The following is a 24,427-nucleotide window of genomic DNA, read 5'->3' on the forward strand; positions in this document are numbered from 1 at the left end:
CGCTGGGCGAATTTCGCAAATCCGAACACACGTATTGGAGACTGTAGTTTTTCCCGTCGGCCGTATAGGCGAACTAGCCATGACGGGCAATTCTTGACAATGATCGCATGCATTGTTCTTACTCTCGCCAGTCGACTTTGTTTTTGTGTCAGGTGGTGGCGTTTCTTGGCCACTTCACACTTGTCTCGGTGCCAGGTGTCTCGATGCCAAGCGTTTGGGCTCAAGATGTCGGGGACCAAGGTATCGGAGCTCAAGGTGTAGCGGATCCTTCATCGGAATCCCCACCTCCGGTTGCAAGCATTTCTTTTGTGCAATCGAAATTCGAGAACGTTCGAGAAGGCTATCAAGCACTTCAGTGGAACGAGATTGATGGAGCGGCCCGATATGAGGTTATCAATGCGGAAGGTGTGTCGTACTACGACGGAGCTCAGGCAGAGGCGTTCATCTCGGGTCTGCCGGACGGTCGCCACGTCTTTGACGTTCAAGCGTTTTCAGATGACGATGTTTTAATGGGTGCCAGCCAAAGCCCAGCAGTAATCGACGTTGAACATTGGTCGATGACTCAGGCGTGGGTTTCCTTTGGCGTAGGGCTAGCCGTGTTCATCTCGCTGATTGGCACGATCGCATGGGGTTCGCTCAGAAGTTTACGCGTTGGAGAACCGAGATCCGTTTCGCAGTCGGAGCCTAACTCATGATTTTCAATTGCATGACTTTATGTTTTGCTTCGACCGCTATTTTGTCACCCACCGCCGGCTATGTGATGCTAGCCTGCTTTAGCGTGCTTTGGATTGGTCTGGGCATTTGGTGGGGAAGACGAGCGAGCTCTTACGATAGTTTTGCAGTGGCAGATCGCAACGTCGGAATGGCGTTGGGGACGGCAACGGCCGTGGCTACATGGATTACCTCGAACACGACCATGTTAGCCCCCCAGTTTGCGCTGCAACTTGGTGTTTGGGGAGCGCTTGCTTATTCAACGGCAAGCTTTGGGTTGTTCGCGTTTGCGCCGATGAGTGGTCGGATCCGTCAATTGATGCCTAAGGGGTACACTGCTGTTGAGTTTGTTCGCCGCCGCTATGGATCGCTCGGTTCAGTCCCGTTCCTGCTGATTTCGATTTTCTATGCGTTGACTTGGTTGATTTCAATGTCGATGGCTGGCGGAAAACTCTTAGAGGTTCTGTCAGGCATTCCCTATCCCGTGGGCATGTCGGTCGTGGTTTCGGTTTGTGTTATCTACACGCTCTTTGGCGGGATGTATGCCGTGATCGGGACGGACTTCATCCAAAGTTTGATCATCTTGGTTGGTTTGGTGGTTGTCGCAGTCGCGGTCTTAATGCGAATCGATATTGCTGATGTGCATTCCAAACTAGAAACGAACCGACCGATGCTGCTGTCTTATTTGTTCCCTGCGGCATTGATGGCATTGTTCAACAACATGTTGTTTGGGTTCGGTGAAATCTTTCATAGCAATGTTTGGTGGAGTCGCGCGTTTGCGATGCGAGAAGGTGTCGGACCAAAGGCGTATGCACTCGGGGGCGTGCTATGGTTGCCAGTTCCAATCGTGGCCGGGTTTCTAGGTTTGGCTGCACCGGCACTAGGGATCGGCATTAGTCAACCCGATACGGTCGGGCCGTTCGTAGCAGCGACATTGTTGGGGACCGGTGGCGCCTTTCTAGTCTTTGTTGTCGTATTTTGCTCGCTGGCGTCCAGCATCGACAGTTTGCTAGCCGCGACAGCGGATTTGATCGTCAATGACATTGTCGAGCCGATTTCTCGCAAAGTGACGGTGACCGAACCTCCGACGCAGCTGTCGGATTCAGCAAAACGCCAAGCATCGACCATTGCCATCATTGCCCTTGGCGTGTTCGCGTGGGCGTTCGCTTTTCCCAACGTGGGAACGCTGGCGACAGTTTTGTTTTTTGCTGGTCCAATGGTTGGTAGTTGCGTGTGGCCGATTGTGGGCGGTTTATATTTTCGCAGTCCAGGACCGTTGGCGGCGGGGGCGGCGATGGTGTTCGGTACTGCGAGTGGCCTTTGGGCCTACTTTGCGATTGGATGGTTCGTCGCCTCGCTGGTGGGGGCAAGTGTTTCGGGCCTAGTGTTCGGCGTGATCACTTGGTTGTCGCCGAACAATTTCGAGTTTGAGAACCTCGCAAATGAGGCAACGTGAGCGGTGTTTTCCCTGTGGTTTCTTCAAGTATTGGTGATTGGTGCGATGGTGCTGATGTGTGTCGGCGTAGTCGCTCTAATCGTGTTCCTCTTTATTGATTCCCGTGATCAGCAAATCTGGTGAAAGCGTCGAGCAAAATGTCAGATCAAGTAGCAAGAGCGATCGCGTTGTCGGCCGCCGCAACAAATTCCAAAGGCCAGCATCTCAGTCCGACTGAGTTGCTGAACAGTTTTGATGGAAAGATTGACCGAGACGCGTTGAAGGAACTGGCTGGACAGTCAATTCTTGAGCCTCGGCAATTCGACCGTCGAACGGTCGTCGCGATCGCACAACTCTCGGCTCTGTTGGAATCCCGCAATGTCGAGATGGACAAACCGTTGGATGGCAAGATTGCCATCACGGCATTTTTCGAAGCCAGCACAAGAACACGATTGTCCTTCGAAAGTGCTGTCTTGCGACTCGACGGAAAGGTTCTATCGGTGCCCGACGGCCAGGTAACGGGTATCGCGAAAGGAGAATCGCTTGCCGACATCGGCGAGATGTTTAACACGTACGGTGACGTCGTGATCATGCGGCATCCGGACACGAATTGCATTGATGAGATTCGAAAGAATCTGCAGCGACCATTGATCAACGCTGGAAATGGATCCGGGCATCATCCTACGCAAGCCTTGATCGACTGGTACGCATTATTGAAGTGGCGGCCGGAATTGTGCAGTCCGAATTGCCCCGAGGAAAAACGAGTACACCTGGGAATCATCGGCACACCGGGATCAATGCGAGCGGTGAAAAGTTTCGTCCGACTGGCGCTTCTATTTACCGGCGCGGTGAAAAAGATCACGGTGATATCGGAGCTTGCCGATCCGGTTGGATTGGATCTGAATGAACCATTGGAAGAGTCTCCCATCCCGACGGAAATCGTTAATGATGTGCGTGAGGTCTTGCCGCATCTGGATGTGATCTACGTGAACTCAATTGCGTTCTTGGGTGACAGCTATCGCAACTTGGATACGCGATACAAGTTGGACCAAGACAGCGAGTTGAAGTCCGATGCGGTTATCTTGCACCCTCTGGCACGCAATGAAGAACTGAGCGAGTCATTGGATTGCACCGATCACAACCTTTACTTCGCTCAGGCTGCCGGTGCCGTCTTTGTTCGCCAGGCTTTGCTGGTATCCGTGCTCGATCGACTGGACCAAATTTCCGGCATCAGTACACCGTAACCGGCCGTTGGTCCTCTGCAAAAATTTGCAACTGAAACGTTCTTTCCCAATCCGATTCTCTCACCCTTCCCTTCATTCATGTGCGGCATCACCGGCTTTTGGAATCCTTCGCGAACTAACGAACGAGATCTTCGGTTTGCTCTCGATCCTATGCTCGACGTTCTAGACCATCGTGGACCTGACGAGCGGGGCAGTCGTTTCTATCGCGAAGAAGGCGTTGCGCTGGGGCATACGCGTTTGTCGATCATCGGATTGGATTGCGGACACCAACCAATCGAGACAAAAGACGGTGACTACGCGGTGACCGTCAACGGCGAACTTTACGGCTACAAGAAGGTTCGCACACAACTGGCGTGCGAGCAGTACGTTTGCGATGGCAAGAGTGACAGCGCGATCACATTGCCGATGTACCTGAAGGACGGATTAGGTTTCGTTGAAAAACTGCGTGGTGAGTTCGCGATCGTTCTCTACGATCGACGCGAAAAACGTTTGATCTTGGTCCGTGATCGCTTCGGAATTAAGCCGCTTTACTATCACGCTAGCGATTCCGGCTTGGTCTGGGGATCAGAGGTGAAGTCGATTCTTAAGCATCCCGATGTAACACCACGGCTTTGTCCCAAAGCGACGGTGCACCAGATGATGCAAGTGATGGTGCCCGGTTCGACAGCTTTCGAAAACGTTCACGCCATCAAGCCAGGTCATATGTTGATTGCCACTTTGCGTGGCGATCGCTTAGAGATTCAAACTCGCCGGTGGTGGGATATGGATTTTCCGCAGTCACATGAAACAGGCGTCGATCCTGCTGAGTACGTGCAGGGTGTTCAGGATCGTTTGATAGATGCGGTAGCCACGCGATTAGAAGCAGACGTACCCGTCGGTTGTTATCTGTCTGGCGGAATTGATAGTTGTTCAATTCTCGGCCTTGCTACTCAGTTGCAGCAATCTCCGATCAAAGCATTCACGATTGCGTTCGATAGCGATGAATACGACGAATCCAATATCGCTCGTCGGATGGCTGAAAGAACGGGTGCCGAACAAGAGCTCTTGCGATTAACTGAAAAGGAACTCTACGGACCTGCATTTGAGCGGGCAACATGGCATGCTGAACGTACTTTCTACAACACACTGGCAGTCGCTAAGTGGCATATGAGTCGCCGAGTGCGTGCCTGCAATTACAAAGCAGTGATCACGGGCGAAGGATCGGACGAGTTGTTCGGGGGCTACGCGTTTTTTAAACGAGATTGGCTTGGTCGCGACAAGGGCGATGCCATCTTGGCCGGTGCGATTTTGGCCGAAGAAGATCAAGTCCATAGTGCCTGGGAGGACCTCTGCGGTTTTACTCCCTCGTGGATCCAGCCTTGGATGATGGTTCTTGACCGGCTTAAACCTTTGCTGACTTCGGCCATGCAAGACATGCTCAACACCTATGATCCCGTCGCAGAAGTGGCTGCAGCGATTGACCCGAGCATGGTGCGAGGACGCAATCGTCTTGACATTTCGCAGTACACGTGGAGCAAGACGATGTTGGAGGGCCAGATTTTGACGTGGGGTGGAGACCGCATGGACATGGCCAATTCAATGGAAGCGCGACCTGCGTTCTTGGATCACCACGTTGCCGAGTACGCCACAACCATTCCGCCGGATGTTCGCATTCGCAACGGGGTGGAAAAGTGGGTGTTGCGAGAAGCAATGGTGAATGTTCTGCCACGCGAATTGTACGAACGCAAGAAGTTCGCATTCATGGCTCCGCCGGCACACACTGATCCGGTCAAGCGGGCGGCGGTTCAAGAGATGATCGATCACTGGCTGACGAAGGATCGTGTTGCTGCCGTCGGGCTGTTTAACTACGAGAAACTTCAGACTTTCGTAGCGGATGCTTGGAACGAGACGGACAACACGATCGCGCGACGAAATGACATTTTGATCAATCACACTTTGCAAATTCACATGTTGCACGGCCAGTACGTGGAAGGACTGCCGCTTCCCGCGGTGGATTGAGAATGGAACCGCTGCAAGTCAACCTACAACGCATCAAGTCAGACATCCTTGCGCTTGCTGAGATTGGACGAAACCAGACGGATCATGGCATTTACCGAATGGCGTTTACCGATGCCGATATGGAAGGCAAACGTTGGTTAAAAAGTCAGATAGAGGATGCAGGGCTTCCGTATCGGATCGACGGTGCTGCCAATGTCTCCACCAAGATCCAGGGCACTGAGGACGGACCTGAGATCATGGTCGGATCCCACATCGATACCGTGCCATGTGCTGGCGCGCTCGATGGAACGTTGGGTGTGATCGTTGGTCTAGAGTGCTTGCGTTGCATCAGCGACGCTAAGATCTCGCTCAAACGCACGATCGAACTGGTCGCCTTTAGCGACGAGGAAGGGCGATTCGGCGGAATGTTTGGTTCTCAGTCGATCTGCGGCGAAATCAATCCCGAGATGTTAGCCACGATGACTGACATGAATGGCGTTAAGCTGGAAGATGAGCTCCGACGACATGGGCTTGATCCGCTTGATGCTCTCGACGCGGCACGTGATCCTCATTCGATTGGGGAATACTTAGAACTGCACATCGAGCAGGGACCAGTGCTCGATCGGATGGGAAAGTCGGTCGGTATCGTCGACGAAATTACCGGTCTATTCACTTGGTCAGTGCGTTTTAAGGGCGAAGCGAACCATGCCGGAACAACGCCGATGGAGATGCGTAACGATGCGTTCATGGGATTAGCCGACTTTGCACACGAGATTCCTCGGATTCTGGACGAAAACGGCAGTGATCGCAGTCGAGCGACGATTGGGAAAGCGCAAATCCTTCCGGGTGCCACCAACACAGTTCCTGGTTTAGTGGAATTCTCGTTGGATGTTCGGGATACGTCCGATCAAGTTCTCGAAGAACTCGCGACCGCGTTTCGAAAAGCATTGTCAGCGATCGCCCGTCGACGCAGCCTGATCTTTGAATTCCAACAAAAGAGTTTCATCGCACCGGTTCACTGCAGCAAAACAATGATCGAATCGCTGCAGAGACAAAGTGACGTTCTTGGCTTAGAATCCAATTTGATGCCCAGCGGTGCAGCGCACGATGCACAAATCATGGGCAGAATGGTTCCGGTAGGAATGATATTTGTGCCCAGCAAAGGTGGGCAAAGTCATTCGCCGTCAGAGTGGACCGCTTGGACTGATATCGAAGCGGGCGCGAACCTGATGCTTAACACTCTTATCCAACTGGCAAGTTAAACGATGACATTCAGCGACGAGCAACCCAACCCTCAACTTGATCCGTTGTGGAACGCCTATCACGAATCTTTCATCGACAACCCGAAGCACATCGAGTTCTTAGCCGAACGTAATACCGCGTTGTTGTGCATTGATCTTCAATACCTCGATGCGGCACCCGGTTGCGGTGTTTTTGCTGATGCCGAGGCAAGCGGCGTGGCGCCAGAGGCGCAAGCGTATTACTTCGATCGACTCGAAAAACTCGTTTTGCCCGGAGTTCGTCAATTGCAGGATGCGTTTCGTCAGCATGGCTTGGAAGTGATTCATACTCGAATTCAATCATTGACCCAGAATGGTCGCGATCGCGGCAAGGGACATAAACGACTGCAGTTACTCGCATCGCCAGGATCTCGCGAGGCCGACTTTTTGGACCAGGTCGCACCTAGCCAGAAGCATGACGAGATCGTTATCAACAAGACGGCCAGCGGTGTTTTTTCATCCACCAACATTCATTACGTTCTGAAGAACCTTGGCATTGAGTCATTGTTCGTGGTCGGTGTGTATACCAACGAGTGCGTCGAAACTACGATTCGCGACGCTTGTGACTTGGGCTACCTCGTCACCGTTGTGGAGGACTGCTGCGCCACTGTGACGCCTGAACTGCACGAAGCGTCGTTGGCAACTTTGCGAGATCGTTACGCTCGAGTATTGACCCTGAAGCAAACGCTGGGCAACGTCGAACGGATCGTGTCATTGGTGGATGAGACTTCGGGGAAGTAAATCGGGCAAACGATCGGCCTCACATCGCCGCGATAAACGGCGTCACGGTCCCCAGTACGAAGCCGCTCATCCGACTTGACGCCGCTAAGCTTCAGCGCTTTTGAGGTCGTGGCTCTATGGGCCGTTGCAGGAAATGGACAGGCGGGCGGGGCAGCGAACTTCGCGGGTTTAGAATCGTTTGAAGCAAACCGATGCCTCGCCGATGCTCTACCCGTTCGGGAGATAACGGTTACGACGGGGGGGGCTTGGCTTTGCAGTGTGGTTCGTAGCGTTGAGTGGACTCCTTACCCGGCCCGCAAGCTAACTTCTGTTATTGGCGCAAGGTCTCTCACAAGGAAACTGCGCCCTCAATATCGTTATTTTCGGATTGTTCCGATCCACGGGCGGCTGTCACCATCAGGTGCGACCGGTCGTGTGTCGTTGCATCCGGTTCACGCATTAGCAGAAGCCAATGATCCACGTTCAACACCTCACCAAGACGTACGATGATTTGAGTCGAGGGAAATTCGTTGCCGTCGATCGGGTTTCGTTCACCGTTCGACCCGGCGAAATTTTTGGATTGCTTGGCCCCAATGGTGCTGGCAAGACAACCGTGCTTCGCATTCTAAGCACCGTATTGGCACCAACTTCGGGCATCGCTTCGGTCTCTGGCTACGACGTTGTCGCTGATCCCGCGGAAGTCCGTCGCCACATTGGTTTTGTCAGCAACAACACGGCGATCTACGACCGGATGACGGCTTGGGAAATGGTTGAGTATTTCGGGCGTCTGCACGGGATGACAAAGGAACACGTCAACGGTCGTCTGGAAACGCTATTTGAACAACTTCGGATGAACGAGTTCCGTGATACTCCCGGTGCCAAAATGTCGACTGGCATGAAACAAAAGGTATCGATCGCCCGTGCAATGGTTCACGACCCTCCGGTGCTAATCTTTGATGAAGCAACACTGGGATTGGATGTGTTGGTTGCACGTAACCTTCTTGGTGTGATCCGCGCTCTGCGTGAATCCGGAAAATGTTTGATCTTTTCAACACACATCATGAGCGAAGTGGAACGCTTGTGCGATCGAATCGCGATCATGCATCGAGGAAAAATTTTGGACACGGGAACTTTGTCCGAGTTGCGTGCTCGTCACGATCAACATGACTTCGAAGAACTGTTCTTCGGATTGCTAAGCCATCATGAACAAAATGAGACGGATGCCATCCCGGCTTCGTCACTAGCAGCGGGAGGAGTTCGATGAGCGAAAGGTCACAAAGATTACGCCGTGAGGCTAAGCAAGCCAACCAATCCCGATTGTCAGTGATTTGGATGATATACGCTCGCGAAATGCGAGACCAGCTTCGCGATCGACGAACTTTGTTCACGATTGCCGTCCTTCCGATCTTGCTTTATCCGCTGGTTGGTATGTTGCTGTTGCAGATTGCGCAGTTCACTCAGCAGCACCCAACGTCTGTTTGCGTGGTGGGAACAAATCACTTGACCGAAGGAGTTCCGCCGTTGGTGGGCTCGGAAGCCTTTGCCGATGAATTGGTTGAGAACCACGAACGCTTAGAGGTACTTTGTTATCGCTGGGATGATATCGGGCGTATTCACAATCACGGCAACTCGCTCGAGGACGTGCAAAAGACGACGACCAATTGGGTGCGGACGGGTGTCTTCGACGTGGTGTTGGTCGTGCCACCGAAGTTTGCGGATCCGGGATACCGAAATTCCGATTCGGAAGCTTCGATGCAATTGCTTTATAATGTTGCTTCGGACCAATCGATGGTCGCACGTGATCGGATCAACTCGATCCTGACGAACTGGCAAGCCGGTTGGGTCCGCGAACGCCTTGATCAAAATGGGGTGGATGTTGCATTGCTTTCGCCCTTCAAGCTTTCTGATATCGACATCGCGCCCGAGAGCACTCGTGAGGCCGCGTTCTGGAGCAAGTTGTTGCCCTTCATCATGCTAGTGTGGGCGATGACCGGCGCGTTCTATCCCGCGATTGATCTTGTGGCTGGTGAAAAGGAACGAGGAACGCTCGAGACTCTTTTGTGCAGCCCAGCCCTGCGTGGCGAAATTGTTTGGGGCAAGCTAGGTGCCGTGACCACCTTTAGCATGATGACGGCGATCCTAAACGCGGGCAGCATGCTGGTGACTAGTTCGTTCGTCTTTAAACAGATGGGAGTTGGTGGCGGAACGATTGGATCGCCGCCGATCGTGCCGATGCTTTGGTTGTTAGTGGCATTGGTACCTCTTTCGTCTTTGTTCAGTGCATTGGCGCTGGCAGTGGCCGCGATGGCCCGAAGCAGCAAAGAAGGGCAATATTATTTGATGCCGTTGATGATGGTGACGTTGCCGTTGGTGCTATTGCCGATGCTTCCAGGAACCACATTGACCGGCGGTACCAGCTTGATTCCGGTAACGGGAATGTTCTTGATGGTACGGTCATTAGTGGAAGGCCAGTACATGCACGCGATTTGGCATTTGCCGATGGTTGCGGGAGTTACTGCAGGATGTTTGTGGATGGCAGTAACTTGGGCTCGACGACAGTTCGAAGATGAGTCGGTTTTGTTTGGTGGTGGAGACCAATGGGAATTAAGCCAGTGGGTGAAGCATCTTTGGCGTGATCGTCAAAAAGCCGCCACTCCGGCTCAGGCGTTTGCTTGTGGCGCGATTATTTTGGTCGGTCTGTTCTTCGGCAAGCTCGTAGTAACGGAAATGCCAGACTCTCTAGCGGGAATTGCCAAGCTGATACTGTTGCCGCAGTTTGGATTGATCCTAGCGCCCACATTGATGATGGCGACCGTGCTCACTACCTCGCTGAAGACTTCGCTTCGAATTCGTTTGACGCATCCTGCAACATTGCCGATCGCGGTGCTATTGGGAATTTCACTGCATCCAAGCTACGTGATGTTGGCGGGGTGCATCAGCTATGCGTACCCGATCAGTGAGCAGGCGATGGCGGCCATGAAACCGTTCACCGACCAGATTAGTGCTGCACCTCTTGGCACCGTGATTCTATTGATGGCGGTCGTTCCGGCGATTTGCGAAGAACTGGCTTTCCGTGGATTTATCTTCGGAGGCCTCGTCCGCGATCGAGGTCGTTTGCGTGCCGTGATTGTATCCGCGATCATGTTTGGGATTTCACACGGCGTTCTTCAGCAATCAATTGCAGCCAGCGTTATGGGAGTGTTGCTCGGGTACGTGGCGCTTCGGACTGGTAGTGTTCTGCCAGGCATCTTGATTCACGTGACCAACAATGCGTTGTCAATCTCGATGGAACGAATCGCCGAGAGTACTCATCCGGTCACGCAGTTTATCGTAACGTCGACAGAAACCGGTCCAACGTATCAACCGATTTGGATTGTCGCGAGCATCGCAGTGGCGACTACGTGCCTGCTGTACTATGCAGCGTTACCAAGCGGTGACGAAGACGCAGAGGCCGATCAAATCGACAGTGAAGAGTTGATCTTGGATCCCACCGCATCGTTGTCGCCAGCGTGATCAAACGTGGCAGCTCAATAAAACGCGTAGCCCAAAAAACGTGGCTGCCCATTGAAGCTTGGGGGGCCAGTGAAGTTTGGACGCCCAGCGAAGTTTGGACGCCTACTGAAGTTTGAAAACCTTGAAGCGTGAGAACCCAGTGAAGCGTGGCAATCGTAGTGCGAATAGCTCTCGTGCTACGGTTTGGGAATGTGCCGGTACTGACCGCTGTTTTGTTTGGCAATGCGACTCATGATGCTAGCGCCTTCTTTGCTAAAGTAGCCAATCGTGTGCACGATGCTGACCGGCTTGCTTTCACCAAACAAGTTTTCGACTTGGTTTTCTTCCTTTAGCAGATTCAAAATTCCTTCCGGAAATTCGCCGTCGGAAAGCAGGAAAATCACATCCGGTTTTAGGCCCAACGCAAACTTAAGCGGGTCGTACGGAGCCTTACCGCGATCCATCTTGATACGCATTGCCCATCGCCGCAAAGCCGCTTTGTTTTCCGGCGTTGCATAAACGCTATTAGGTTCGTCCACACCGGGATTGCTGATCCGCATGAAGTCAGATTCCGCATCGAAGAACACAACGTAGAACCGTTGCGTCGGAGTGAGCACGTCGATTGAGGAAAGCAGAGCTTGGCGAGCTGATTCAAATCCATCGCCCATGCTTCCCGAACTATCAACCAAGTAGACAAAGTGGTTGCCACCGCCTTCGACTCCGCAGAATTCCATCTTCGAGTTGGAATTCGATTTCAGCGACATTGACGACGAAGACGACGATGCACCACTTGCCATCGAAGATGCGATCGAAGCCGCCGGTGCCGCTATGGAATCGGGCGAGATTTGGGCGACCTTCATCGTGCCGACCGGACTGAGTTCGTATTCAGTTTCGCTGATCGTCGGCTCGACGACTTCTTCCGGTTCAGTTTCCAATTCTGTGGTTTCGATTGAAAACGATTCCATCGCCACTTCGCTGGTCTCAGATGTCGATGCCGACAACGAAACTTGATCTTTGGGGCGATGGTTTTGAAGTCCAATCGCGGCCAGCAGCAACAACACCAGTACGTGGGTCGCAGCACTGACGAGCAATGCAATCGGTCGGCGCTTTTTTGATGATGGTTCCTGTTCATCATCGACCCAATCCGGCGAAATCTGGTCCGCTAATTCAGCATCGCTGACGTCAAAGGTCGGCTTGGTTGCCTCGCCAAGATCAAGTAAGCCCGCTGCTGCGACCGCGGGGGCAACGCTGGGTTCAACCGTATCGTCTCGATCCGGATCCGCGACGCTTGATTGGCTACCTGGCGACTTTGTGTCCGTCGGCGATCGAGACGACCGAGGCGCTGGCACCGATGGATGTTGATCATCGACTCGGAACGTCAGCGAATCTTGTCCGGGCAACGAATGTTTGGTGGGTGACGAATGAAAGTCAGTCGACGATGTAGTTGGCGAGTGGTGTTGCACACCATTGGTCGGAACGTCGCGAGAAACGCTACCGGATTGTGCCGATCGCACATCATCCCAACTTGCGAACGACTGCGTAGACTTTCGAAGATGACGCACTGGTGATGCAGGTTCCGAAGGGTCGGCTCGCTGCACTGTTGCATCTGGACTCTGGTGGCGCAGGTTGCGCATCAAGATTTCGATCTCGGCTGCTCTGGCTTCCAAACGAGCAGCGGAGGCTTCGTTGCGAGTTTTCTGTAGCTCCAATTCGAGCATCCGCCGCAAGTCTTCGCTATTGGCGCTGTCGGATGATGAGTTGCCAGGAGTGGCTGAATCGCTCATGAATTTGCCCTTCAATGCTTCCCATCGTAACTGTTATGGGCGTCTTTGCGTAACCATATCCAACTGACAATCGCTAGAAGTCCTTCGACGATGATAAAGATCATTCGCGCGGCGATCGCAGCAAGCAAGGCTCTCGTCGGATCGATTGAGATTCCCAAGATCGTGATCAGCACCAGTTCTCGTACGCCCGCTCCACCAGGTAGTAGTGATGCAAAGCCCAAAGCCATGGCCAAGCCAATTGCGGAAAGCGCAAGTGGATAGAGTGTCGAATCATTCGGTAATGGTTGCGAACCGGGCATCGCTGCAACGGTAATCGCGAAAGAAGCACCAATGAGCAACCAAGACGCGATTGAAAAGGTCCATACAGATGCGAACCAAGACCAACCCATTTGTCCTTTTGCCGTATCAAGTTGATCGGGTGATCGATCGCTCGATGGCGGGGGGGATCCGACCCGAGCGATCACGATCTTCATGATCGGTGGCAACGTGGGCGCGGTTGCGGCAATCGCCATCGCAAGCGCAGTCATGTTGATCCAAGAGGGGACAGGAATTTTCAGCGTGACGATTCCCGCGATCGCTGCACCCACGGCCATCATCATGAAGGTCTCCGCGAAGACACTAACGGTGCCAGCTAGCGGTTTGATTTTGTCGCGTCGCAGTGCACCAACACGCAAAACGACGACCATCGCCTTTCCAGGAACGTACTTCCCAACGTGGCCAAGCAATTGAGACGCGATCGAGGTGCTCCATCTCGGTCGAGGTCCAAATAGACCGCAATTCGTTCGCAGCACTGCCGCCGGAGGAAGCAAGCCAATCGCGTATATCAAAGCCGCCATCAACAGCAGGTCGATGCGGATGTTCTTCCATTCGGGTAACTGCGATTCGAGCACGGACCTTTGTTGTCGAAGGTTGTGTTGAGCATCAGGATCGGACTCGAGCGAAATTTGTCGGTCAAGTGTTCCGATCTCAGTTTCGATTCGTTGATGCTGCTGTGACCAGTTTTCAGCAGCCGATCGAGCCGCAAGCACTAGCCCGATAGCGACAACGATAGCGATCACAACTTTGGTGAGTTGCATCAGTAACGCACGACGTCGCGTCTTCGCCGATGGTGCAGTTTCGCGAGCGTTCATAAACTTTCTTGCTTGACGGTCGGTCGCGCCTCATTGGGCGGCATTGTGGGCCGTACTGAGTTGCTTCGCTGTTTCGTTTCGTTGAGTTGTTTCACGGGGCTGAGTCGCCGTAGTGTGTCGCTGGGCTGAGTCACGACATTAAATCGCTGGGTTACGTTCTCAATTACCGCGGACACTTTGATGCGTGGAGGCATGCGACGCGGCACTCTAGCGAACGCAGTCGAGGGCGAGCGGCGAGCTCGAGCAAGACTATTCACTGACAACTGCATGAGCCACAATAGCGACCATGACGAACCGAAAAAGAAAAAAACAGCACAACGATCCTGAATCTTCGCGTCCAACATCGGAAATGGATTCAGATAAGACGCGTGAAACGACGCCAGCACCCGCTGTCGATTCAGCACCCGCTGTTGATTCGACATCTGCTAGTGCCTTGTCGCCTACGGTTGGAATTTTGCCACCGCTTTCTCGGATCCTTTCCGTGGTGATGCTAATCCTGGGCATCTTGGTTGTTGGTGGTTTGTTTTTGAAGGTCATGGCCGGCTTCTTTGTGCCATTATTTTTAGCGGCTTTGCTGGTCGTGATCTTCCGGCCGGTTCATCAATGGCTGTATGCCAAGACGGGTAAGCGTCCGAGGTTGTCGGCTCTGGCCACGACTTCGTTGATATTGATGATGGTCTTGCTGCCCGTGATTGCGTTGATTTCGGTTGCGACGACACAGTTCACTTCGATTCTGACTCACGTGCGGTTTGACGATCTTGCCGGAACGATGGAAAGAGCGAGAACTCAGTTAGGTATCTCACTAGAGCACCCCGAGCAATTTCGTCGTCTCGATGAGCTAGCTGATTCACTCGATGAAAGTGAAGACCCCACCACGGGTGTGGCAACGTCGGACGGTGATCAAACCATGATCGCGAAGATTAGCGAAGCTCGTACACTGGTCGAATACTTGCATCGCGAAGTCGAGGGACCGCCTTCAGCCGACACGGACGCAGAAATCGCGATCACTCAGCTTCGGGATTTCGAGCAGGCGGTTCGTGATCACGTGAAGGATGAAGATGCCGATTTGGTGACTCGCGTGAACACCAAAGAACAGTTTGATCGGATGTCGGTGAGTGCTTCGGCTGCGATTCGAACTTGGATGCGAACCAAACTGGGCGGCACTTTCCGATCGCAAGTGCGTTTGTTGGCGAACCCACGAGCGGAAGATTTTCGTGATTTGCTTCGCAGCGGCAAGGATGTGTTGCAACCAAGGTTTGTGAGTGTGACCAGTGCAACGGGAAGTTACCTGGGTAAGCTGATCGTTGGGTTGATCGTCTTGGTCGTGGCGGTGTACTTTTTCCTGATCGACGGACCCTCGATGGTGCATACTTTGATGCGTCTCAGTCCGATGGACGACGCCTACGAGGCACGGTTGTTGTTGGAATTTGATCGCACGAGTCGAGCCGTGGTGCTGGCCAGTGTTGTCAGTGCTATGGCTCAAGGTGTATTGGCAACCATCGCATTTTGGGTTTGCGGATTCGATTCCCTGATTTTGCTGTTCTTGGTGACCAGCATGATGGCGTTGGTACCGTTTTTAGGCGCTGCTTCGGTTTGGGTTCCGTGCGCGGTTTATATGGCTGCGGTCGATCAACGATACATCGCTGCCATTGGATTGGCTGTCTTCGGCGTCGCGGTGATATCGACGGTCGACAACTTGATCAAGCCTTTTGTACTTCAGGGACGAACGACGCTTCATCCGCTTTTTGCATTGCTCAGTGTGATCGGTGGGTTGAGCGTGTTTGGCCCAATCGGAATTGTTGTCGGTCCAATGGTGGTCGTGTTCCTGCAGACGCTATTGGAGATTCTCAGTCACGAACTGGCTGAACGCGATGCAGTGGAGCAAGGCATCCTGGATGAGAAAGCAGCGACTTAGTAGCCCGCGGAAGTAGCGGTGCGTTGAGTAGATGTTAAGTAGCGGCGTGATGTTACGTAGCAGCGAGAGCGTGTACGCGGCTGCAGTCTGATCGCTATCGTACTGCGACGTGACCACTCCCGATAAGCCCGTGGCTACTCTGATGCTCGTGGCTACTCTAATGCTCGTGAGTAGCAAGTCAAAAAGAAGACCACATGGACCACGAGCAGACCGACTGAAAGATTGCGGAAGTGCGAGAACATTCCCATGATCGCGAGCACGCATCCCAGGCCTGCGATCAGGGTTCCACCCGATGGGAACCACCAAGCGGCCATCGCAGCGAAAAAGACCACCATGATCGCTGCCGAGACCGCACCCATCGCCGTATATCGCATCGGACCGACGTCATAAAACGTCTCGCCGGACGGTGCTGCAGCCAGCGGTGGTGGCGCTTTGGCAGTACCCTCGGCGAACGGCGAACCAACGCGAACGGTTTCGCCGGCGGCCTCTCGCTCGTTTTCAACTTCGATCCGCGGCGACGAGTCTTCGAGCGAGTGGGTCGGATCGGTGGGTTCAGATTCTTTCATAAGCCTTTTTGTCGGCAATTTGAGGTCTGATGGCTGAGTTGAGGCGAAACTTCGTTGCCACATTTGCCATGCCCTGACTATCTTATAGGAATATGTCAGCGGATGACTCTGTACCGTGTCGAAAGTTGCGAGTGCTAGATATTCTCCGCGTCAAACGATTTGACCCTCTCCCACCCTGTCGATTTTCCTTGGTGATCACGATCGGCGAAGTTTGCCACGGGGTGGTGCGTCGAATGAACGAGTGCCCTTCCCTGCCCCCGGTATCTCGATCGTCGCAAAGTCATGAAAGTTCTTGAAAACACTGCCAATCCCCGGAAAGAGTGAATGCCTTCATCTGAAACCCAACGTCTCTGGATCCAACCACACGGATATCTGCTTCGGATGTTCGCCTGCATCGTCTCACTCGCGTCCTTGGGATTCGTTTCGCATGCGGTTTGGGCTGCAGATTTCGAGCAGCCTGAGGCGCTCGAGCCTGCGATTGCCGAAGCAAGCAGCGAAGCTGAAGACGGTTTAAGCGGGATCAAGATTCGCGACGGCTGGGAAATTAGTTTGGTGGCTGCCGAACCGGATGTTGCGAATATTGTTGCCTTCGATATCGACAATCGTGGCGTGTTCTACGTTTGCGAATCGTTTCGCCAAAGCCGCGGCGTGACGGACAACCGAGCTCACGACGAACAGTGGCTGCTCGCTGACTTGGCGTCTCAAACGGTCCAGGACCGAATCGACTATCACAAGCGATTGCTCGGCGATGCGGCGATCACCTACGCTCAACATGATGACCGAGTCCGCCGCTTGGTCGACACCGATGGCGATGGGCGAGTCGATCAAAGCACGATCTTGGCCTCCGGATTCAATCGCATCGAAGAAGGCACGGGAGCCAGCGTGCTCGCTCGCGGCAGTGACATCTACTACACGAATATTCCCAAGCTGTGGAAGCTCGTTGACAAAGACGACGATGGAATCGCTGACGAACGAATTGTTTTGTCGGACGGCTATGGCGTTCGCGTGGCTTTCCGAGGACACGACTTGCACGGCTTGGTCATCGGGCCAGATGGTATGCTTTACTTTTCGATTGGCGATCGCGGGTATCACATCACGACTAAAGACGGTCGCGTTCTCGCGAACTCTGAATCGGGTGCTGTGTTCCGCTGTGAACTTGACGGGACCAACCTGGAAGTCGTCGCTACCGGTATGCGGAATCCGCAGGAACTCGCCTTCAATGACCAAGGCGATTTGTTCTCGGTCGATAACAACAGCGACAGTGGCGACCAAGCTCGCATCATCCAAGTTCTTGAAGGTGGCGATTCGGGATGGCGGATGCACTATCAGTACCTTGCCGATCGCGGTCCGTTTAATCGAGAACGCATTTGGGAGCCGCTGCACACCGAGCAACCCGCTTACATCGTTCCACCAATTGCCAACTTCACGGACGGTCCGAGCGGTTTGGCTTATTATCCAGGAACCGGCTTCGGCGATCAGTTAAAGGATCAGTTCCTGATTTGTGACTTCCGCGGTGGACCAGCCAACAGCGGCATTCGATCATTCCGGCTCGAAGCAGATGGTGCTTACTACAAGGTTGCTGAAGATTCCGATCCAATCTGGACCGTTCTGGCAACTGACGTTGCGTTTGGCCCCGATGGTGCCCTCTATGTCAGTGATTGGGTCGATGGTTGGGAAGGACTCGGGAAAGGACGGATGTATCGAGTTTGCGACCCCAAGGAAGCGGATACTCCAATTGTCGAAGAGGTTCGTGAATTGCTCGGCAGCGATTGGTCGGCGATGGCTAACACAGCCTTGGTTGATCTTCTTTCGCATGTCGATCGACGTGTTCGCTTGGAAGCCCAATGGCAACTCGCTTTACGCGGTGATCTTGATTCCTTTTTGAAGCTAGCCAGTGATTCCTCGGCCGGCGGCTTAGGGAGGCTACACGCAGTATGGGGCGCCGGGCAAATCGCTCGAAAAGATTCGAACGCTCGATCCGCCGTTGCAACATCGCTTGTACCGATCTTGAAAGACAACGATCCCGTGCTTCGCGCTGCGGTTGCCAAGTTGTTGGGGAACTACGGGACGGTAGAGCTTGCCCCAGCAATCGCGACTTTGATGGCCGATGGCACGCCTCGAGTGGTTTACTCAGCGATAATGGCGCTCGCAAAGTTGAAGAGCGACTCGGCGTATGACCTTGTCGTCAAGCAACTCGAAGTCGCCAATAACCAAGACCCTGTGCTTCGCCATGCTGGGGTTATGTATTTGGCGTCTGCGGTTTCCGCTGACAAGGTTGCTAGTCTTGCCGCTCACCCGAATCCATCAGTGCGTCGTGCTGCCGTGGTCGCGCTACGGCGGACGAAGAGCGACTTGATCGCAAAGTTCCTTGATGATTCTGAGTCGCTTGTCGTGTTGGAAGCCGCTCGTGCCATTCACGATCTTCCCTTGCCAATCGTGATGCCGTCACTGGCCGCATTGATCGACAAGCCGATGTCGGATCCCGAGTTAATCCGTCGAGTGATCAATGCTAACTATCGACTAGGAAAGCAATCCGGCGCCGATGCACTCGGTCGCTACGCCGCCAATGTCGCTGCTCCAGAAGCCATGCGAATCGAAGCTCTCGACAGTCTGGCGAATTGGTACGAACCGGATCCTCGCGATCGAGTCTTGAACAGCTATCGCCCATTGTCAACTCGCTTGGAAGATGAAGCCGCCAAGGGACTGGAACCTCATATCAATTCCTTGATGACGGCGAAGAACACCATTCGTGAAAAGACGATCAGTGTCGCCGCTTCTCTGGGGATAAAGAAGATTGCGCCTTCTTTGGTGGCTCGCGTTTCCGATAAGGATGGCCAAGCTAGCGAACGTGCTAACGCACTCGATGCGTTAGCCAAACTTGATTCCGCGAAAGCCGTTGAGCTAGCTCGTGGCGTCAAGCTTTTGCCGTCGAGTGAACTTGTGCTGGCCGCGTTGAAAGTCTTGGCTAAGCATGACCGTGTGGGATCTCTAAAGGTGTTCATCGAAGCGGCTGATAGCCGGGATGGACAAGTGAGCGGACTTGGTTGGGATATCTTGGCCACCGTCAGCGATCCCGCGGCCGATGCCAAGATCGCCCAAGGAGTTCAGCACTACCTCGACGGTAAGCTTTCCGCCGATGTTCATCTCAATGTGCTCGAAGCGGCCAAGGATCGCATTGCCGGTCCTTTGCAGCAAGCACTGTCGAGTCACCAAGAACAACTCGCTCAATCGGATCCTCTAGCTCCTTGGCTGGCATCGCTGCAAGGTGGCGATCCTGCTAAAGGCGGGGCGTTGTTCACTGGGAAAACAGAACTCTCTTGCGTGCGATGCCACAAAGTTGATCGCGCCGGAGGCGAGGTTGGTCCGAATTTGACGGTCATCGGGAAAGCCAAGGATCGTCGCTATTTGCTCGAGGCTATTGCGATTCCCGATGCCAAGATTGCTGAAGGTTTCGAGACTGCCGTGATTGCGAATGATTCCGGCCAAGTGTTCACTGGGATCGTCAAAACAGAGGACGATGAGGCAGTCACGTTGATCCAAAGCGATGGAAGTGAAGTCCGCATCTACACCGACGAGATTGTGGCTCGAAAGAAAGGGAATTCGTCCATGCCATCGGATTTGACCAAGTACATGACGGCTCGTGAATTGCGAGATCTGGTCGCTTATTTGGCGAGTTTGCAGGTCGATTCTCGGGCCGCGACGGATACCGAATAAATCGCCAAACTGCCAACTATGGGGACTGTCAAGCGAATTAAGTGCTCGCTTTGACGTCCACAGTGGGCAAGACAGCAAAAACTTGTCGTCACAGTATGCTAAGCCGTGTTTTGTAACCTACTGTTCAGTAGTTCGTTCACCAGACACGCCGCTGTTTCTACTTTTCACGTGGGGGAAAAGAAGAGGACCGTGATGACTTGCCACCAACTTGCCGAGCAGCTTGAAGCACTCGATCCGGGGCTCGCACCCGTCGATGTTGCGAGACTGTCACTAATGATCCTGTCCCAATACGGTGACACTGAACAATTTCACGACCAAGCAAAGCTTGTCTCGGCATGGCGAAACGCCAGCTTCCGAATCAACGCCGCTTCAGACCAGCACGCGGCGGTTGCCGATGAGCTTGATCACATGTGTTCGGCCGGCCCGCTCGAATTTTCGCCTGACCAACTTTGGGTGCTGCTTCGAGCAGTGAAGGTGCAAAGCCAGATCTTGGAACTTTACACGGACCAACCAGCGCTCGCTTGATCCATGTCTAGGGGCATCCATGTCTAGGGGCATCCAGGTCTAGGGGCACGCGGTGACATTGTCCGTCATGTCCCACGTGGAATCCCAAGCGGTTAGAATCGGCTGCGCATGATAGTGAACGTTGCCTGTCATGGTTCAGTGTTGTTGGGGAGTCATGCTAGGTGAGCGTCCTTTTTCTAGTGGATTCCCAATCGGAGTTGCAGGCTGGCCTGCCTTGGATCGAAAAGATCTGCGAGCAGGATTCGAACCGTAGACCCGCGCTGGTATACGTGCTCGGAACGGATCGTACATCGCTCTTAGCTTACGCGCGCGAAGTAGCCGATAAGTGCAAATTCATCGGTTCCGTCGATCCGATTGAAGAGAACACTTCGGCAATCATCGAGATCACTCGCAAGAACCGTGACCACACCGTCGTCTTGGTTTCCGATGGCGACCAAGATGACAAACAACAAGAGATCTTCCGCAAGTCAGCGAATGCGGTGGTCTGGTTTCGAATTCATGGTGACCCGCCTACATCATCAAAGCAAGTGTTCGGTCTTGATGCTGCGAGTCTGATCACGACGCCATCCTTCGTTTCTCGACTCTTAGGCGTCAGTCCCGAACACAATTTGATCGAACCATCGGATTTGGCGGTGTCGGATGATCGTTCGATCTCAGACATCGTGATCGGCGCTTATCAAAAACGATGCGATCCGGGTGACCTACTATGTTTGGACTGGTCACCTTCTCTTGATAAGCAACAGTCGGCAGCTCGCTTAGCTTTGTTTCGGCAGGCAAGTCACGCGTCGATCCTGCTATACCATCCTGGTGAAACTTGGCTGGAACAAGTGGCTTCGCGGTTCCGAGGTATCGCGTCGGTTGTTGCCAAACCGATGGATCGCGAGCAACGCATAGAGCTTTCAGAATCGCTTCAAGAGGGCTCACAACCGAGTTTCGAGTTCCTCGGTTTGATCAGTGCGGCAGCGATGTTGGCGGCCTTCGGGCTGCTGCAAGACTCCGCTGCCGTCATCATTGGTGCCATGTTGGTCGCTCCTCTGATGACACCGATCTTGGGTGCGGGAATGGCACTCACTCACGGTAACCGTCCGCTATTTCGTAATTCGCTGATTGCGATCACGATTGGTTTTGTGGGAGCCTTGGCGTCCAGTTTCATCTTTGGGCTTCTGGTACGGACGATGCGCGACATCGAGATCACCCCTGAAATGTGGGCTCGGTGCAATCCGTCGCCGCTGGATTTTTGCGTGGGGTTGGTTGGCGGCATCGCGGCGTCGTATGCAAGAACGCGAAGTCACTTATCGTCAGCCCTGGCCGGTGCCGCGATTGCGGCGGCACTGGTGCCGCCATTGTCGACGGCAGGATTGCAACTTGCGGGCGGTTTCTTTGAAGCGACCGATCGTGGCACTCCGATTGTTGGACCGATACTACTGGTCACGATCAACGTGCTAACCATCATGGTTGGATCGTCGTTCGTGCTGTATTTGCGTGGATTGCAGAGTGATCCGAGTGTCCTTCGCAGAGATCGCTGGGGACTACGTATGTTTGTGTTGATTTCGATACTGGCCTGCTTCGTGCTGGCGTTCATCGTTCACTGACAACATCCACGTTCACAGACAAGATCGACGTTCACTGATAACACCCACGCTCACGGACAACCGCCACGTTAGTACGAGGTGCCCGGACTACTTTTCCTTAAGTCTTAGCACGGCGGATCTGGCTCGCGCGAGAAATAAATTCTTCGGTTCCCCCGCTTCCAAGAAGATGGGCGGACCAATGGTGATGCACGAAAGCAGCGGCACGGGCAACACTTCACCGCGGGGAAGAATTCGATTCACATTGTCAATGTAAACAGGAACGAGCTCTAAGTCGGGGCGTTTCTTGGCCATATAAAACAACCCACTCTTGAAGTCGCCCATCTCATCCTCGTTGGCTGATCGGCCACCCTCGGGGAACATGATCAACGAATAAACATCGCCCATCTGATGCAGCATGATGTCGATCGGGCTTTTGTGGACTTTGATCTCTTTACGATCGACCAGCAAAGCGTTGAAACTCTTGGCCAAATGAGGCTTCAGCCAGCCCTGGGACCAATAGTCCTTTGCCGCGACTGGGCGCGTCACCGCTCGCAATTCGCGCGGCAGGGAAGACCACAACACGACGGCGTCGAGGTGGCTAGTATGGTTGGCAAAGTAAATGCGTTGACAGGTGTCCGGCTGGCAATCCACCCAGCGAACTGTAAATCCACTGAATAGCTTGGCCAATAACACAATCGCATGGCTGGTGAGCGTCATGCGAATAGTCTAGTAAGTCGGTACTCTGGTGACAGGTGACAACCGTTCGATAATCGCCAACGTAAAATGCAGTCGCCGCACCAGTCATTTGCCGCTTGATACCTCAGTCCGAAAACCTCAAGACCTAGAACACCTCATGCTAGCTTCATCGCGTTTACTTGTCCTCGCTTTGCTACTCTGGGCGGGGAATTACGCCTGCTCGAGCGTTCTCGCCGATGAACCAATCCAGGTCCACCCTAGCAACTCATGTTGGTTTTTGCACCAGGGTCGCGGCACGGCACTGATCACCGCCGCTGAACATTACGGCGCGGTCATCAATCTCGATTTTGACTACGAGCGGTACCTTCGATCCCTCAATCGAGATGGGATGAACTACACCCGAATCTTTGCGGGAAGCTACCTCGAACCACCAGGGGCCTTTGGGATTCTACGCAACAATCTGGCTCCCCAGCCCGATCGCTTCCTTTCACCGTTTGAACTTGAAGGAAAAGACGGATCTGGTCGCTACGACCTCAGCAAGTACAACCCTCGGTACCTACAGCGACTCAACAAGTTTGTCTCACTAGCTGACGAACTCGGCATCGTGGTTGAATTGACATTTTTTACATCGATCTATTCTGACAAACAGTGGGCCATTCACCCGTTCAATCCTAGCAACAACGTCCACGAATACTCAGTTGAACGTTATCAAGATTTGCAAACAGATAAAGCTCCCAAGATCGCCCAAGACTTGCAATCCAATTGGGTTGCTCATCTGGTTCAAGAGCTTAACCACCACAACAATTTGTTCTTTGAAATCCAAAACGAGCCATGGTCTGACAACCACGTGATGGGTGAAAAACTCATGGCGGCGTGGGTCGATCGAAACCGTTTTCCCAATGTGATCGAACTCACCCAACCAACTTCGATCCAATGGCAACGCATGATTGCCGACCGTATTACCGAAACGGAAAAAACGCTACCCAAGAAGCACCTGATCGCCCAGAACATTTGCAACACTCGATTGTCCGTTGGGCCCGATGACTTGGTTCCTCAGGCATCATTGTTGAATTTTCACTATGCCACTGCCGAGGCCGTTCAGTGGAACCGCGGAAAGGGACGCGTGATTGGCTACGACGAAACAGGGTTTGCAGGCAGCGATCCCGATGTTTATCTGCAGCAGGCATGGCGATTCGTGATGGCGGGCGGCGGACTATTCAACCACTTGGACTATTCGTTTTCGGTGGGACACGAAGACGGTGATGATTCCGACAACAAAGCCCCCGGTGCGGCCAGCCCTGAATTGCGATCGCAACTTCGCACTCTCAGCGAATTCGTTCACAGTTTCGACCTTGTGTCGCTGCGTCCGATGCCTCAAGCAGTCCAGCAGCAATACGCGGTCAACACGCAAACACTTGGCGATGGGCGTTCGCAATTCGCGATCTATGCCGAGGGACGCTCGCCAGCTTCGGTTGTGGTCCGCGTGCCCCAGGGAAATTGGCAAGTGAGTTTTCTGAATCCTGATTCTGGCCAACGATCAGAACCGATTTCCCTTCAAACGAAGCAGGACGCACTTACCATCGAGTTGCCTTCCTTCGACGACGCGATCGCGATTGATATTCGCAAGTCGAAGTGACTATCTCCAAAGTGACTATCGTCCGAGATGA

17 protein-coding genes are annotated in these 24,427 nt (G+C 53.5%); 13 read left to right on the plus strand and 4 right to left on the minus strand.

Annotated features, from left to right (window positions below; translation table 11 throughout):
- Positions 1–107: 107 nt before the first annotated feature.
- The 8 genes from Pla22_RS06125 (at position 108) to Pla22_RS06160 (ending at position 10,880) form a co-directional block, all read left to right on the plus strand.
- On the plus strand, positions 108–695 hold the full coding sequence (locus Pla22_RS06125; protein ID WP_146513827.1) for a hypothetical protein: 588 nt from the start codon (positions 108–110) through the stop codon (positions 693–695).
- A gap of 11 nt (positions 696–706) precedes the next feature.
- Positions 707–2,167, plus strand: a complete 1,461-nt coding sequence (locus tag Pla22_RS06130; protein WP_146513828.1) for a sodium:solute symporter family transporter — start codon at positions 707–709, stop codon at positions 2,165–2,167.
- Positions 2,168–2,304: 137 nt separating this feature from the next.
- A complete protein-coding gene (locus Pla22_RS06135) occupies positions 2,305–3,390 on the plus strand; it encodes an aspartate/ornithine carbamoyltransferase family protein (RefSeq protein WP_146513829.1) in 1,086 nt (361 codons plus the stop codon).
- 78 nt (positions 3,391–3,468) lie between these two features.
- Positions 3,469–5,388 carry an asparagine synthase (glutamine-hydrolyzing) gene (gene asnB, locus Pla22_RS06140; RefSeq protein WP_146513830.1) on the plus strand — a complete coding sequence of 640 codons (1,920 nt, stop codon included), beginning with the start codon at positions 3,469–3,471 and terminating at the stop codon, positions 5,386–5,388.
- Positions 5,389–5,399: 11 nt separating this feature from the next.
- Positions 5,400–6,629, plus strand: a complete 1,230-nt coding sequence (locus tag Pla22_RS06145) for a Zn-dependent hydrolase (protein WP_146515264.1) — start codon at positions 5,400–5,402, stop codon at positions 6,627–6,629.
- Positions 6,630–6,632: 3 nt separating this feature from the next.
- Positions 6,633–7,388 (plus strand): cysteine hydrolase family protein, encoded by a 756-nt coding sequence (locus Pla22_RS06150; protein WP_146513831.1) that lies wholly within the window; start codon positions 6,633–6,635, stop codon positions 7,386–7,388.
- A gap of 451 nt (positions 7,389–7,839) precedes the next feature.
- Positions 7,840–8,631 carry an ATP-binding cassette domain-containing protein gene (locus Pla22_RS06155; protein WP_146513832.1) on the plus strand — a complete coding sequence of 264 codons (792 nt, stop codon included), beginning with the start codon at positions 7,840–7,842 and terminating at the stop codon, positions 8,629–8,631.
- Entirely contained in the window at positions 8,628–10,880 is a 2,253-nt protein-coding gene (locus Pla22_RS06160) for an ABC transporter permease subunit/CPBP intramembrane protease (RefSeq protein WP_146513833.1), read from the plus strand. Before Pla22_RS06155 ends, Pla22_RS06160 begins: the two co-directional genes overlap by 4 nt.
- A gap of 176 nt (positions 10,881–11,056) precedes the next feature.
- Here the strand turns inward: Pla22_RS06160 and Pla22_RS06165 are convergent, their stop codons facing one another.
- Positions 11,057–12,643, minus strand: a complete 1,587-nt coding sequence (locus tag Pla22_RS06165; protein WP_146513834.1) for a vWA domain-containing protein — start codon at positions 12,641–12,643, stop codon at positions 11,057–11,059.
- Between the two features lie 11 nt (positions 12,644–12,654).
- The gene (locus Pla22_RS06170) at positions 12,655–13,773 is read right to left on the minus strand and encodes a lysylphosphatidylglycerol synthase transmembrane domain-containing protein (protein WP_146513835.1); all 1,119 of its coding nucleotides are present in this window, start codon (positions 13,771–13,773) and stop codon (positions 12,655–12,657) included.
- Positions 13,774–14,059: 286 nt separating this feature from the next.
- Between Pla22_RS06170 and Pla22_RS06175 the strand changes: the two genes are divergently transcribed.
- Positions 14,060–15,688, plus strand: a complete 1,629-nt coding sequence (locus tag Pla22_RS06175) for an AI-2E family transporter (protein ID WP_146513836.1) — start codon at positions 14,060–14,062, stop codon at positions 15,686–15,688.
- Between the two features lie 152 nt (positions 15,689–15,840).
- On the opposite strand, the gene Pla22_RS06180 is transcribed toward Pla22_RS06175, so the two are convergent.
- Positions 15,841–16,254, minus strand: a complete 414-nt coding sequence (locus tag Pla22_RS06180; protein WP_146513837.1) for a hypothetical protein — start codon at positions 16,252–16,254, stop codon at positions 15,841–15,843.
- Positions 16,255–16,578: 324 nt separating this feature from the next.
- Between Pla22_RS06180 and Pla22_RS06185 the strand changes: the two genes are divergently transcribed.
- The 3 genes from Pla22_RS06185 to Pla22_RS06195 all read left to right on the plus strand — a co-directional run bounded on the left by Pla22_RS06185 (position 16,579) and on the right by Pla22_RS06195 (position 22,085).
- A complete protein-coding gene (locus tag Pla22_RS06185; protein WP_242631831.1) occupies positions 16,579–19,968 on the plus strand; it encodes a PVC-type heme-binding CxxCH protein in 3,390 nt (1,129 codons plus the stop codon).
- Between the two features lie 192 nt (positions 19,969–20,160).
- Positions 20,161–20,493 carry a hypothetical protein gene (locus tag Pla22_RS06190; RefSeq protein ID WP_146513838.1) on the plus strand — a complete coding sequence of 111 codons (333 nt, stop codon included), beginning with the start codon at positions 20,161–20,163 and terminating at the stop codon, positions 20,491–20,493.
- 161 nt (positions 20,494–20,654) lie between these two features.
- Positions 20,655–22,085 (plus strand): DUF389 domain-containing protein, encoded by a 1,431-nt coding sequence (locus tag Pla22_RS06195; RefSeq protein ID WP_146513839.1) that lies wholly within the window; start codon positions 20,655–20,657, stop codon positions 22,083–22,085.
- Positions 22,086–22,172: 87 nt separating this feature from the next.
- On the opposite strand, the gene Pla22_RS06200 is transcribed toward Pla22_RS06195, so the two are convergent.
- Positions 22,173–22,781: a lysophospholipid acyltransferase family protein gene (locus tag Pla22_RS06200; protein WP_146513840.1), complete on the minus strand. Its 609-nt coding sequence runs from the start codon at positions 22,779–22,781 to the stop codon at positions 22,173–22,175.
- A 136-nt stretch (positions 22,782–22,917) separates the two neighbouring features.
- Between Pla22_RS06200 and Pla22_RS06205 the strand changes: the two genes are divergently transcribed.
- Complete coding sequence (locus Pla22_RS06205; RefSeq protein WP_146513841.1) at positions 22,918–24,396, plus strand: cellulase family glycosylhydrolase; 1,479 nt, start codon at positions 22,918–22,920, stop codon at positions 24,394–24,396.
- Positions 24,397–24,427 lie beyond the last annotated feature (31 nt).

This window comes from Rubripirellula amarantea (assembly GCF_007859865.1).
GTDB lineage: Bacteria > Planctomycetota > Planctomycetia > Pirellulales > Pirellulaceae > Rubripirellula > Rubripirellula amarantea.

Excerpts from the sequence above, each read along its gene's own strand:
- Pla22_RS06165 (WP_146513834.1), bottom strand. The coding sequence starts at position 12,643 with ATGAGCGATTCAGCCACTCCTGGCAACTCATCATCCGACAGCGCCAAT.
- Pla22_RS06130 (WP_146513828.1), top strand. The coding sequence starts at position 707 with ATGACTTTATGTTTTGCTTCGACCGCTATTTTGTCACCCACCGCCGGC.
- Pla22_RS06170 (WP_146513835.1), bottom strand. The coding sequence starts at position 13,773 with ATGAACGCTCGCGAAACTGCACCATCGGCGAAGACGCGACGTCGTGCG.
- Pla22_RS06180 (WP_146513837.1), bottom strand. The coding sequence starts at position 16,254 with ATGAAAGAATCTGAACCCACCGATCCGACCCACTCGCTCGAAGACTCG.
- Pla22_RS06160 (WP_146513833.1), top strand. The coding sequence starts at position 8,628 with ATGAGCGAAAGGTCACAAAGATTACGCCGTGAGGCTAAGCAAGCCAAC.
- Pla22_RS06185 (WP_242631831.1), top strand. The coding sequence starts at position 16,579 with ATGCCTTCATCTGAAACCCAACGTCTCTGGATCCAACCACACGGATAT.
- Pla22_RS06155 (WP_146513832.1), top strand. The coding sequence starts at position 7,840 with ATGATCCACGTTCAACACCTCACCAAGACGTACGATGATTTGAGTCGA.
- Pla22_RS06150 (WP_146513831.1), top strand. The coding sequence starts at position 6,633 with ATGACATTCAGCGACGAGCAACCCAACCCTCAACTTGATCCGTTGTGG.
- Pla22_RS06200 (WP_146513840.1), bottom strand. The coding sequence starts at position 22,781 with ATGACGCTCACCAGCCATGCGATTGTGTTATTGGCCAAGCTATTCAGT.
- asnB (WP_146513830.1), top strand. The coding sequence starts at position 3,469 with ATGTGCGGCATCACCGGCTTTTGGAATCCTTCGCGAACTAACGAACGA.
- Pla22_RS06205 (WP_146513841.1), top strand. The coding sequence starts at position 22,918 with ATGCTAGCTTCATCGCGTTTACTTGTCCTCGCTTTGCTACTCTGGGCG.
- Pla22_RS06190 (WP_146513838.1), top strand. The coding sequence starts at position 20,161 with ATGACTTGCCACCAACTTGCCGAGCAGCTTGAAGCACTCGATCCGGGG.
- Pla22_RS06175 (WP_146513836.1), top strand. The coding sequence starts at position 14,060 with ATGACGAACCGAAAAAGAAAAAAACAGCACAACGATCCTGAATCTTCG.
- Pla22_RS06135 (WP_146513829.1), top strand. The coding sequence starts at position 2,305 with ATGTCAGATCAAGTAGCAAGAGCGATCGCGTTGTCGGCCGCCGCAACA.
- Pla22_RS06125 (WP_146513827.1), top strand. The coding sequence starts at position 108 with ATGCATTGTTCTTACTCTCGCCAGTCGACTTTGTTTTTGTGTCAGGTG.